Below are 13,075 nucleotides of genomic sequence, written 5' to 3' on the forward strand. Positions count from 1 at the left end.
GTCGCCCGCGTTCATCCAGCTCTTCGACCAGACTTCGATACTTAGACCGAAGCCAGCACACAATGGTCTCGTCTCTCATCCCTGCTCTTGTGCAGAGGCTCTCCACTCCGGTCAATCACTATTGCGGTAAGTTGTTTCCTGCCACCGCCTAAGCCGCCTGGATTCCCGCATTCGCGGGAATGACGTCCCTTGAGTTAGCCAGCAAAACTTTCTGGACTATCTACTAGTACCGTGTCTCGCAAGTTTATTAGCAGTGAAATCGTAGGGCGCGTACCACGCGCCAGTCAGTTGGCGCGCTTCGCACGCCCTACAACTGCTCACGAAGTTATGAGACACGGTACTAGATGTCATCCAACGGAAACACCGGCCGCCGAATATTCTTCCACGGCAAACGCGACAGGTCCTGCGTCGCCAGTCCTGGAGCATCAACATCGATCATCTTCTTCACTTGCCCTTCAAAACCAGCTCGATGTTGCAACTCAGCTTTGCACACGAGAATTTTGCGCTGCGACGGGTCGATACCAAGACTGCGGAAGTGATTGGCCTCGAACACTAAGCATGGACGGGCAGTCAGGATCACTTCTAGTCCGCCACAGTCGACGAGAACGGTCGTGCCACGGCGATAGGTGCCTGCATTAAAGCTGGTCGATGCTGTGTAGACACCATCATGAATCACCCGCACTTTGCCACTGATCTGTACCGGCTCGCCGTGAAACTTGTCGGTCTTGCCACCAACAGTGAGAGTGACATCCTTACCAACTCCCGCCTTTACAGCTTCTTGCACTGCCGCCGCATCTGCAATGTTGCCGATCACAGCTCCACGGGCTTTTTGTTTGATCAGTTCGGCCAGAATGGCTGTGCCATCACCAGGAGTGCCAGCACCACCACTGTCGGCAATATCACCAAGCAGCACCGGTCCTTCTTCTGTGGCGATCGCTTCACGCACCGCCTCTTCGACTGACACCATGTCAGTATGAAAGGCGTGACGCTTAGCCCAGCATGCGTCTTTGATTTGCTCAGCAATCTCTTGTGCGAGTTTTAGCTCTTTGTTGGTTGTCACCGTCACACTGATACCAGTCTCGCGTTTATCCGAGGGAAAGAACCCGCCTAGCAACGACACATCCAATACTTGTGGATGACGCACAGCGAGATTCGCCGCGACCCGCATCAGATGCTCCATCGGCCAACCTGGGGCAATGTAGAGTTTCTGTAAGCCAGTCACCATCGCTGGCTGTGCCCAGGCGCTGGTGGGCGTCACCTCACCGTTGAACATCCCTGCCATCACACGACCAGCCGTGCGACCGACTGGAACAAAATCGTAATGCGGATTGGTCTTCACACCGATCAACATACTCGCCGACTTCACCATCAGTGGGGTGACATTGGCATGGCCGTCGAGCGCCGCAATCAGCGGCACCTTATCTCCAATCAGGTTACGGATCGCAGCGAGAAAATCGCCTTCGCCATCAACGCCATTCTCAACAACCTCAGTCCCATGGATTTGCAAGAAAACTCCATCGATCTTCCCGGCTTTACGCAATGAGGAGAGGACTTGCTCCTTCAACCACTCATGCGCTTCGGTTGTCACCGTCCCCCACACGCCCGGTACGCTGAACGGCAAGGGGACTGCTTCCCATCCTTGTTGTTCGGCAATATCCAAAAAACCGGAAATGCAGGTCTCTCCGCGACCCACCTTCAAAACCGCATCCCCAGTCAGCGTACTGCGCTGAAACATGTTCAAGTCTGTCTTGTAGTGCACAAACGAGTTGACGGCAGCGATATATCCACCAATGGCGACACGCATCGTGTGTTCCTCCTTTTCGGTTTGCTGAAGCGTGTTTTACTGCCATCACCCGGTAGGGTGCAAGCGTCAATCACCAAAGAGGAACGAAAACCCCCGCCAATACGAAGAGACCTCTTGACGAACTCCATCGCTGTACCTCACACTTAAGTCACCCAATGTGGTCGGAGGACAACATGGCAAAAGCTTCATCGTTAGTGCGGAAAACCGTCAGCCTGGAAAAAGATAAAGTGCAACGGCTCATGAAAAAACTACGAGTGAAAAGCGAGGCAGAGGCTATTCGCATTGTGATTGATGACCGGCTTGCAGCAGAGGAAGTCATGGATAATATCAAGAGAATACGTCAGCGAGGAACCGCACGGGACGCATACCGACGAGCAACACGGGAATAACGCACGTGCCCTTCCCTCCCCCTCTTCTTTTTGACAGCTCCGTTCTGATCCCAATGCTTCGTGAAGAAGCCTATACAGCACTTTTTCGGCAAGCTCTAGAAACAAGGCGTGCACGCCTGAGTTCGGTAGTGATGCAAGAACTCTACGCTGGAGCACGGACAGCAGCCGACAAAAGAGACTATGACGAGATCAACTCAAGTTTCCTACAGCGAGGGCATATCGTCACCCCAGACCATAACGCCATGGAGCGGTAGAGCCACAAGATCACATTAACGATATCCTCATCGCTCTCTGCGCAGTAAAAGCGAAGGCCGACTTGATAACAGAGAATACCGATGACATGGAACGATGGAGAAAGATGTTGGAGCGCTCAAGGAAAATGCTCCGCATTAAAACAGTCAAACGAAACGGGTGAGGAAGAAAGAACAATTCTCCCGTTTTTAGTGCCACGCAATTCTATATAGGAGGTTTCTCATGACTTCCCTCCCCTACCGTTTCGTTTTCCTCTCGATGGATATAATGGTAACGACCATCTTGCTCTGTTTCTTCCTTTGCCCTGGTCATACGGCAGCACAGATCAGCCCGGAACCACCGCCGCTGGTACGCTTCACTGGCAGTTTTCTCCCCGTCACCGAAGGAAAAGCGGCAGGACTTTCCTCACTCAATGTTTCTATCAAGAGCGTAAAGTGGCGGATGCAGATCGCAAAAGTCGAAAAACTCTCCGGTCGCAGTCCCAGCGGCACGCGATTGCTCGAAGGCCTGTTCCCGCGTCAGCTCCACTTTACTGGCCCTGCGGAGCTGCTCAATGTCCTCCGCGATCCCCAGATTGAAGGGCAAATGATAATCATCGAAGGCCATCTCTACGTGGGCGATCACATGTTCCTGGTCACCAAGATCACAGCTGGTTCTTCTCGTAAAGGCGACGACCCATAGCCTGCGCCACAAGCACCCCTCTCCCTTGACAAGACCAGCATGAAATGAGAATGAAACCTTGGTAACAGAAACCTGCATCATCAGTTCTATGCCAAAAGGAGGGCTTCACAAATGGGGGAAATCTACGCGTGACACGACCTGAATGACCGTTCAGTTGGTGAGTTCGCCGAGCAACTGATCGCTCGTGGAAACGCCGTCTGAAAGGTACAAACACGGCTAATACATTGACCCAGTTCTGTAGTTGTCGTTTGCTGCGCGTGTCGACACAGCGCAAAGGAGGGATGACAATGCGCCCATGGACGAGGTGGTCTGCGTTACTGGCATCTGCCGTTTTTATTCTTATGAATCTTGTTTTCGTCAATCCGACGAAAGCGATTTTTCTCGACGATGCACGGACCATACAGTTATCCGGTGTGTTCTATAATCAAGTGCGATTCCGCACGACAGATTCGCGCCGCTTTGCACCCAAAGCATCGGATTGGACGATGCTGCAGCATCGCTATTTCATTGATCCACAACTCCTCGTGCAGGTCCAACCGTGGCTCCAGCATGCGCCATTCGGGCGAGAGTTAGTTGACCTCTTACACGTTGAAGACGCGCGCTTCTTCTTCAACCCCCGCTTCGAGTACGACGGCGTGTACGACTACGGGCCGGATATTTTTCGTCACAAACTGCGCTCAGAAGGCAAACCGATTCCCCCACGCTTGCAGAAGGGCAATCGCCTGCAACTCTTTGAAGTGTACGGCCAATTCCAGCTGCTCAAGACCGTGAACCTCCGCATCGGACGGCAAAATCTGTCGTGGGGAGAAACTGATGCCTTCCGTTTGCTTGATCGCATTAACCCTCTCGATAATGGCTTTGGTGGCTTCTTGATTCCGCTTGATGAACGGCGCCGACCATTGATGATGGTACGGGCAACCGTGGGGCTCGGTGACTATCCGCAATGGGATATTTACAACGCTGCCCTTGAAGCCTTCATTGCTCCCGATTCCCGTTTACCAGCCGGAGCGCCAGGCCGCACCCCGTGGGGAGTGACTGGCGCAGCTTCGCCGAGAGGCTTTCCTCCAACACTGGTGGCAAGTCTTGCTCAACTTGGTCGTGGTGCTTCACGAGGAAACCAAATTGAACGTCCGGATCGCTCACTTAAAGATAGTCGCTGGGGAACGCGACTGATGTGGACGTGGGCAGATATATCGTTCTCACTCGCCTATATGTCCACCTATCCAGATAGTGCGACAGCCGCTCTGCGCCTCAACGAAGCCAGCAATCCGGTCCTGCGTCTCAAATACCCCAACGTGCAAATTGTCGGTCTTACTGCTACTACACCACTCACTCCTTTGAACCTGAATTACACCGTCATTCGGACCGAACTCGCTGGGTTTTTTGGCGAACCTTTCTTCATAGAGAACCAGAACTTTCGCCTCGGTGTCCCCATTCCTAAACGGAATGTGATCCGTGGTGTGATTGGATTTGACCATAACCAATGGTGGCGCTTCTTGAACCCGAACAATACTTTCTCACTGACTGGCCAGCTCTTCTACACTGGCCTTCAGGGAGGAGTAGGTGGCATCAAAGTTCCCTTGCAGCGCAAGCCCGGAGAGTATATCGATCTTGACCGCACCAGCTTTGTCACCACTTTTGGTATCAACACCCTTTACTCTGCAGCCTACTTCTTCAACATCTCCCAGGTGCAACCCTCAGCCACCGTTTTGTATGACTGGGAAGGTGCGTGGCTCTTTCAGCCAGCGTTGACCTTCATTCGCGACCCATTCCGCTTCCGCGTTGAGTATAGCTGGTTAGAAGGACGCTTCGTCCAAAGTCTCGGCGGCGGCATCGGCTTGTTCAAAGATAAAGACAACCTCGCATTTCGTATCGATTACTTGCTCTAAGATAAAAGGAGGACTTCCATGATCACACGATGTTCGCTCATAGGAGTTGTCACGGTCGCCCTATTACTCGGATGGGCAAGTGCCAATGCAGCAGATACTCCACCGCTCACAACCGCGTTAACCGAAAAGTATGGCCTTAAGGTCGGTATGAAAATCACTAAAGAGAATGCCGATCTCATCAAAGACCTGGTTCCAGAAGCGGTGTACAATCGCACCAAAAATGGGGACTACATTTTTACCATTGGTAAGTTCCCAGAGCCAGACACGCTCAATCCAGCGAAACTATGGGACAAAGATTTTAACGCCTCAAGCGAAAAAAGCCGCGGGAAATATGATGTCGACGCAGAGGCTGGCATCGTCGATAAAGCCACTAAACAACGGCCATCACCAATGCCGCTTGGTTATCCGTATCCAGATATCGATTTCAAAGAAGACCCCGCCAAAGTCGGCGCTAAAATCGCATGGAACCTGGTCTCTTTAGCTGGCGCTTGTGGCGAGCAAGACCATGAAGGCGCACGGGTGGTCTCTGCTCCTCATGGTGGTTCGTATGATCGCTACTTCAGTCCGAAAGTCATTCGTCAGTATGTTGATTTTCGTCGCAATGCGGTTAGCCTCAATCGGCCGGTGATCTTCCAGGAAATCTTCTTCTTTCAAGAACCATCGGATGCTTTCGGTTCGTCAAACCTGACCTGGCGCTGGGCAGATCCCAAGAAATGGGACAGTGTGTGGAGTTACTCACCATCAACCCGTCGGGTGCGTCGCCTCACTGCTGCGAACCGTTCAGATGCGACGCTCGGCACCGAGTTCACGCAGGACGATGGCACGCCCATGTACAACGGCAAAGTGGAAATGATGGAATGGAAGTACGTTGGCACTGGCGCCGCCCTGATCCCCGTGGCGCGGGGCGCCAAGCAAGCAGAGGACGATTACACCGCCCATATCACTTATAGTGCTGTACACTCGACGAGCCTGAGCTACGCGAATGTCCCTGATGCGTACGAGCAACGCTATAAAAAAGTCTCGTTTGGTTATCAAGATACTTCACAAAAATATGCCTCATGGTGGGTCAGCGACCTGTTGTGGGTGCCGGTGCCAGTGTACTACATTGAGGCCATGCCCAAAGATCCGTATTACAATTACGGGCGGCAGATTTTCTCGATCGAACAAAACTCGTTCTCCCCAGTCTGGAAACAGATCTACAACCGCAGTGGTGAATACTGGCGGACTGGCACGTTGTGGGCGGAGTTTCCCCGTTTCAAAAATGGCGATAAAGATTTCGTCTGTTTTGATGGGGTCGGTACCGTCATTGGTGACGAGAGAACCAACCGTGGCACCGCCGGGTTAGACAACGGCAACATGCCGCTCGGCAAAGAGGGCGGCGCGACCGTGCATTACAACTCCGGTCGCAGTGGCGACATCTTCCAACTCGAACGCTTCTTAGAGTATGGCAAGTAGGTCAAAAGGGGATGGGTGACCATCCCCTTTTTCGTAGCTCCCAGTTAAGGAGACATGTCCTTGTGCGTATGCGTCATATCACGAATACATCTCTCAGGGCGTTAGTGTGTGGTTTTGCCGTAGCGCTCCTGTTCTCAGAGTTAGTCCATGCCAATCAAGGGTCGCTCACGCGACCATCCGTGAACTTGCATGGTGCGTTCTTTCTCACGCCAGACACTGGCTGGGTCGTCGGTCAACTGGGCAAGGTGTTCTATACCACTGATGGCGGTAAGAGTTGGCAGGAACAAGCGAGTAAGACCAATTTGCTCTTGACCGCAGTGGACTTCACCGATCAGAACAACGGCTGGGCGGTTGGTGAACGCGGCATCATCTTTCACACTGATGATGGAGGCAAGAGCTGGAAAGCGCAAACCAGCAATGTCACCTATCCCCTCTTTGACGTTGACTTCATTGACAACCAAAAAGGTTGGGCAGTCGGGCACTGGGGAACGGTCCTCTTTACTGACGATGGCGGGCAGCACTGGCAAGAGCGGTCGTTATCGACAGCGTTGACTGGCCGTGGACAAATTGACCCGGCCGCATTTACCGATATTAAAGACCCAACCACTGGTGAGATTATTGCCAAGGCTGGGCAGCTGCTTTCTCGTGAGATCATCGCAAAAATCACGCAAAGTGGCATCAATGATGCCCGTGTGCGCGAAGACATTGTCTTGAATTCAGTTTTCTTTCTTGACGCCACCCATGGCTGGATTGTCGGTGAACAAGGACGCGTCGTCCGCACCGAAGACGGCGGCCAAACTTGGGAAAGTGTCACTCTTCCGCGTCCGCCAAAACAGGCAGGATCTGACGGAAACGAAGAGCTAATGAGCGATGAGGAACTTGAAGCCTTTGGTGCCCTGACCCCGCCACCAAGTTTGTATGGTCTATTTTATATTTCTCCGCAACAGGGCTGGGTTGTCGGACAAGAGGGAGCCATTGCTCGCACACAGGACGGTGGGCGACAGTGGGAATTTCAACCCAGTGGCAGTCAGGAAGCACTGTACGACATCGGCGTCAAGGGAGAAACGGGGTGGATTGTTGGTGATAAAGGCGCAGTCCTCGTCTCCACCTCAAGCGGTACGCAGTGGGAAAAGCGCGAACTCGGCTTAGAATATCGTCTGTCATGGCTGCGACGGTTAGCAATCACTCCAAGTGACAATTCCTATTTCGTTGGCGCTGACGGACTTGTTCTTACCAGTGGAAAGTCGCCTGACCAAGGCGTGTGGGTTCGGCCAGTCCATGAGAAATAGAACATAGGAAGAACGCATGGCAGAAAACGTTCAGCGCAAATGGGATCGACGCTATATCACCCAGCAGTACTTGTATTTTTTGCTCCGTCACCGTCTCGGAGTGTGTGTCTTCATCGCGCTCGGCACGATATTCCTTGGGTACCAGGCGCTTCATCTACGCGTCCATACCGACTTTTTTAATTTGTACCCCCCTGGCCACCCCTACATCCAACTCTATCAGCAATATCGCCAGATGTTTGGCACTGCCAACGTCTTGCAAATTGTTGTGGAAGTCCAAGAGGGTGATATCTATAGCGTCGAAACCATCAAAAAAATCGATGGGCTGACGCGTGCACTCGTCGAAACCAAGGGAGTCAATCCATTCCAGGTCACCTCACTCACTCACCCAAGTGTAAGAAACATTACGATCTCTGCGTCTGGCATCACCGCCTTACCATTAGTCAAGAAAGTGCCAGAAACACCTGGTGAGTTAGCCTCGATTCGCGAGGCAGTGTACACCGCCCCTGGCGTACGTGGAGTGCACGTCTCCCTTGATGGTAAAGCCGCGCTCATTACCGGTGGCTTGTGGGAAGAAGGCACTGATTTCGAGTATCTGTGGAACCGTGTGGGTGAGTTCTACAAGACCTACGAGGATGGCAACACCAAGCTCTATGTCAGCGGCTACCCGATGCTGTATGCCTGGGTCGAACACTACTCGCCAGCGATCATGCGGGTCATTTTTCTCACTGGCGTAGTGATCTGTGTGTTGCTGTGGTTTTATTTCCGCACGATCATCGGCGTGTTGGTTCCCTTATTTTCCGGGTTGCTGAGTGCCTTGTGGGCCATCGGTTTTGCGGCCTTGTTCGGTTTCAATATCGATCCCCTCGTGCTGGTGGTGTTCGTGCTTATCACTGCCCGTGCACTTTCGCACTCTGTGCAATCGATGGAGCGCTATCACGAAGAGTACTTCCGTCTCGGTAACCGCCGAGAGGCGATTTTATCTTCCTACTTAAGCCTGTTTGACCCTGCCTTTGTGTCGATCGCGGCGGATGCGTTAGCACTGCTCACCCTGGCGGTCGCACGTATTCCGGTCATTCAAAGTCTCGCCTACGTCTCGTGCTTTTGGATTCTCACCATCACGATTAGTGTCATTACACTTCATCCCGTGTTGCTGACGTTCATTCCACCTCCACAACATGACCCGAAGGCAGGCACGCGCTTGTCAGACCGCTTCTATCAGGGCATGTGCCGTATCCTGGTCTGGCTCAGTCAGGATAACCGACGCTATCTCAGTGTGGTCGCACTGATCCTCTCGTTTACCGTCGGACTCTATCTTTCACACCAATTACGAGTTGGCACGGTTTCGATTGGTGAAGCGATCATGTACTCGGATCATCCCTACAATGTCGCCTCACGCAAAGTGGGAGAGAAATTTTTGGGCGCGAGTCAGATGGTCGTCGTGGTTGAAGGAAAAGAGCAGGACGCGATCAAAAACGAAGATGTTCTGCGTGGCATGGAGGAGTTTCAGTATTACATGCGGCAACAAGGTGGAGCCGCCGGGTCGATCAGCGCGATTTCCATCTTGAAGCGTGTCTTTCGCATGTTCCACGAAGGCGATCCAAACTGGGAGATTATCCCCTCGCGTCAGTCAGATATAGGCAACGTCTTTTTCACGACCAGTGATCAAGGCGGCGGGAAAGATGCCGGACACTTATTTAGTGAAGACTACCGCAATGCGACAGTCACCCTGTTCTATCGCGATTACTCCAATCTGGTGGCAAAAAATGCGCTGGAAGCGGCAAAAGAATTTATTTCCGCCAATCCACAAGAGCACGTGACGTTCCGCCTTGCCGGTGGGCTCATCGGCCTCTTGGCCGCGGTCAATGAGGAAATCGAAAACTCGTATCGTATTAACCTCTATCTAGTGCTGGGAACCGTCTTTGTCCTCAGTTACCTGACGTACTGGTCACTGATGGGAGCAATCATCGTGATGTTGCCCTCGTTGATTGCCCAGCCGCTCACCGAGGCGGTCATGTATCTGTGGGGTATCGACATGAATATCAACTCCTTGCCCGTTGCCGCGGTCGGTATCGGTATCGGCATTGATTACGGGTATTACGTGTTGAGTCGCATCGTCGAAGAATACGCTGAAGTGAAAGACTTCGATAAAGCCAACGAGCTCGCATTGATGACCACTGGTCGCGCGATTTTCTTCACCGGTACCACGTTGGTAGCTAGTGTGGCCTTGTGGATTTTCTTTCCCATGCGCTTTCAAGCAGAGATGGCGTTGTTGCTGAGCTTGATCTTAATCTTCCACGTCATCGGCGCGTTGATCTTTATCCCTGCGGCAGTGTCATTGCTCAAGCCACGTTTTGGGGTGCTTGGTGGCGAGCGGATTGCGCAGGAAGCGATTGCACGCGGAGCGGCACATGCTGGGGCATAGGAAGTAGGCCGGAATAAGCGAAGCGTTTCCGGCAATGATCTAGTCGCACAGATACGGCAAAAGGTTCCTTCTCCCTCAGGGAGAAGGTCAGGATGAGGGGATGCCAATTGGGGATTGTCGACGGGAACTACAGATGGAGGAAACGGGTCACACGCATTGCCTGCTCAATCCACAATTCGCATTCATCGCTCCGCAATACTTGATCCCCTCACCCTAGCCCTCTCCCTAAGGGAGAGAGAATTTTCAGCACTGTTCCAGCAAAAAACCACAGGCGTTCTTATCCTCTTGTCTCCATGCAACTCCTCACCCTCCTCGACCGCCGCGCCCTCACCCAGCGTTATCTTTATTTCTTACTGCGCCATCGCCTCGCGGTCTGTATCTTCATCGTGCTTGGCACAATACTCTTCGGTTACAGCGTCACACGTTTACGGGTTCACACTGACTTTTTCGATCTCTACCCGCCCGCGCATCCTTACATCAAACGCTATAATGAGTATCGCCAACTCATGGGTACCGCCAATGTGCTGCAAGTTGTACTCGAAGTCGAGCAAGGGACGATTTACACCGCAGAAACCATCAAGAAAATCGACTCACTTACCCGCGCACTGATGGATAGTCGCGGCATCAATCCATTCCAGGTTGTCTCACTCGCCCATCCCAGTGTGCGCGATATCACCATTTCAGCCTCTGGCATTACTGCCTTGCCAATCGTCAAAAAAATCCCCGAGACCGAACAAGAAGTGCAGAAGATTCGCGAGAAAGTCTACGCCAATAGCGGCGTGCGCGGCATTCATGTCTCATTCGATGATAAAGCCGCACTTGTGACTGCTGGCTTATGGGATCAAGGCACTGACTTCGCTTATCTCTGGCACCGCATCAACGAGTTACAAGCCACCTACCAGGACGGCAACACTCGCATCTTCGTCTCCGGTTATCCCATGCTCTATGCCTGGGTACAGTATTACTACCCTACGATTTTGCTGGTGCTGGCGCTCACGACGGTGACCATCGCCGTCATGCTCGCTTTCTATTTCCGCACCTGGATCGGGGTAGTCGTCCCACTCTTTTCTGGTTTTCTCAGCGCGCTGTGGGCTCTGGGGTTTGCCGGGCTGTGTGGTTTTCACCTTGATCCGCTTGTGCTGGTGGTCTTTGTTCTCATTACTGCTCGGGCCCTGTCACACTCCGTGCAGTCGATGGAACGCTTTCATGAAGAGTATGCACGCCTGGCTGACAAGCAAGCAGCGATCGTTTCCTCATATCTCAGTTTGTTTGATCCCGCATTTGTTTCTATTGCCGCCGACGCACTGGCACTCCTTACGTTAGCGGTGGCGCGTATTCCCGTCATCCAGAATCTGGCTTTCATCGCCAGCTTCTGGATTCTTACCATCGCGGTCAGTGTCATCACACTCCACCCCGTGTTGCTCACCTTCCTTCCTCCGCCACCTCGCGATCATAAAGCTGGAATACGGCTCTCAGACCGCTTTTATGCTGCAATGTGTCACGTGCTGGTATGGCTCAGTCAGGACGACCGCCGTTATGCGAGTGTGGTGATGCTGGTGCTCTCGCTGACAGTGGGTCTGTACCTGTCCAGCAAACTGCAGGTTGGCACAGTCTCAATGGGTGAAGCGTTAATGTATCCCGATCATCCCTACACCATCGCTGCGCGTACAGTCGCCGAGAAGTTCATCGGCACCAGTCAAATGATCGTCGTAGCCGAAGGGCAAATCGAAAATGCCCTCAAGCAGGAGTCGGTGCTCACCGCCATTGAGGCGTTCCAATGGCACATGAAGCAACATGGCGCTGCAGGGTCAGCGAGCGCGACCTCCACCATCAAGCGCGTCTTTCGCCTCCTCCACGAAGGTGACCCCAATTGGGAAATTCTTCCGACACGACAACACGACATCGACACCAGTTTTTTTCTTATGAGCGGCAGCCCTGAACTCGTCCGACTGATGGTTGATCGTTATCGCAACACCCCGATCACGCTCTACTATCGCCAGGCCTCGAACGCTGAAGCCAAACAGGCTATCGCGACAGCGAAAGAGTACCTGGCTGCCCATCCGCACGAAGCAGTCACCTTTCGACTCGCTGGTGGCTTGGTGGGCATTCTTGCCGCTGTGCAAGAAGAAGTCGAATACGCGTACCGCTACAATTTGCTGCTCGTCCTCATCGCGGTGTTCCTCTTTAGTTATCTCACCTATCGTTCGGTGCTGGCTGCACTCATCGTGATGTTACCATCGATCATTGCGCAACCATTGACTGAAGCCTTTATGTATCTGGCCGGAATCGATATGAACATCAATTCGTTACCGGTTGCTGCCGTCGGTATCGGTATCGGCATCGATTACGGCTATTACGTGCTCAGCCGCATTGTTGAAGAGTATGCGAACAGCCAGGACTTCGACCTCGCCAACGAGCGCGCACTGTTAACCACAGGCCGAGCGATTTTCTTCACCGGCACGACACTGGTTGCCAGTGTGATCTTGTGGGTCTTCTTTCCAATGAAGTTTCAGGCGGAGATGGCTTTATTATTGAGCTTGATCTTGCTGTTTCATGTAGTTGGCGCGCTGGTGTTTATTCCGGCGGCAGTGTCCCTTCTCAAGCCACGCTTCGCTGTTGCACGTGGGCGGTGCATCGCGGAAGAGCACCCAACATATTGAGCATCATAAGACCATGTCGCTGAACCTACGCAAGTCTGCATTGAGAGGGACTGGTATCTAAGCGAAAATGCTCATAAGGTTTCTGTCTTGTACTGTACTTCACCATTCGCAAAACGTACTAAGGTGATTTTGAGAAAAGAAGATACCCAAAGCCGAGCGAGTGAGGTACGATAGCGGAGAGACAGATAACGTAGGGAGAGGTGGGGGGGCTAGGGTGTTCAGGAAAGATTTCAC

8 protein-coding genes are annotated in these 13,075 nt (G+C 52.7%); 7 read left to right on the forward strand and 1 reads right to left on the reverse strand.

The genetic code is table 11. From position 1 onward, the window contains the following. Nucleotides 1-340 precede the first annotated feature (340 nt). The gene (locus FJ147_22875; GenBank protein ID MBM4258731.1) at nucleotides 341-1,804 is read right to left on the reverse strand and encodes a M81 family metallopeptidase; all 1,464 of its coding nucleotides are present in this window, start codon (nucleotides 1,802-1,804) and stop codon (nucleotides 341-343) included. A 173-nt stretch (nucleotides 1,805-1,977) separates the two neighbouring features. On the opposite strand from FJ147_22875, the gene FJ147_22880 reads away from it, so the two are divergent. The 7 genes from FJ147_22880 to FJ147_22910 all read left to right on the forward strand — a co-directional run bounded on the left by FJ147_22880 (nucleotide 1,978) and on the right by FJ147_22910 (nucleotide 12,841). Continuing rightward, on the forward strand, nucleotides 1,978-2,193 hold the full coding sequence (locus FJ147_22880; protein MBM4258732.1) for a hypothetical protein: 216 nt from the start codon (nucleotides 1,978-1,980) through the stop codon (nucleotides 2,191-2,193). A 474-nt stretch (nucleotides 2,194-2,667) separates the two neighbouring features. After that, complete coding sequence (locus tag FJ147_22885; protein MBM4258733.1) at nucleotides 2,668-3,126, forward strand: hypothetical protein; 459 nt, start codon at nucleotides 2,668-2,670, stop codon at nucleotides 3,124-3,126. Between the two features lie 287 nt (nucleotides 3,127-3,413). After that, the gene (locus tag FJ147_22890; protein MBM4258734.1) at nucleotides 3,414-5,015 is read left to right on the forward strand and encodes a DUF1302 domain-containing protein; all 1,602 of its coding nucleotides are present in this window, start codon (nucleotides 3,414-3,416) and stop codon (nucleotides 5,013-5,015) included. An 18-nt stretch (nucleotides 5,016-5,033) separates the two neighbouring features. Beyond that, the gene (locus FJ147_22895; protein ID MBM4258735.1) at nucleotides 5,034-6,470 is read left to right on the forward strand and encodes a DUF1329 domain-containing protein; all 1,437 of its coding nucleotides are present in this window, start codon (nucleotides 5,034-5,036) and stop codon (nucleotides 6,468-6,470) included. A gap of 11 nt (nucleotides 6,471-6,481) precedes the next feature. Then, a complete protein-coding gene (locus tag FJ147_22900; GenBank protein MBM4258736.1) occupies nucleotides 6,482-7,759 on the forward strand; it encodes a hypothetical protein in 1,278 nt (425 codons plus the stop codon). A 16-nt stretch (nucleotides 7,760-7,775) separates the two neighbouring features. Beyond that, nucleotides 7,776-10,181 (forward strand): hypothetical protein, encoded by a 2,406-nt coding sequence (locus FJ147_22905; GenBank protein ID MBM4258737.1) that lies wholly within the window; start codon nucleotides 7,776-7,778, stop codon nucleotides 10,179-10,181. A gap of 293 nt (nucleotides 10,182-10,474) precedes the next feature. Further along, the gene (locus tag FJ147_22910; protein ID MBM4258738.1) at nucleotides 10,475-12,841 is read left to right on the forward strand and encodes a hypothetical protein; all 2,367 of its coding nucleotides are present in this window, start codon (nucleotides 10,475-10,477) and stop codon (nucleotides 12,839-12,841) included. Nucleotides 12,842-13,075: the final 234 nt, after the last annotated feature.

This window comes from Deltaproteobacteria bacterium (assembly GCA_016874775.1).
Lineage (GTDB): Bacteria > Desulfobacterota > Binatia > Bin18 > Bin18 > VGTJ01.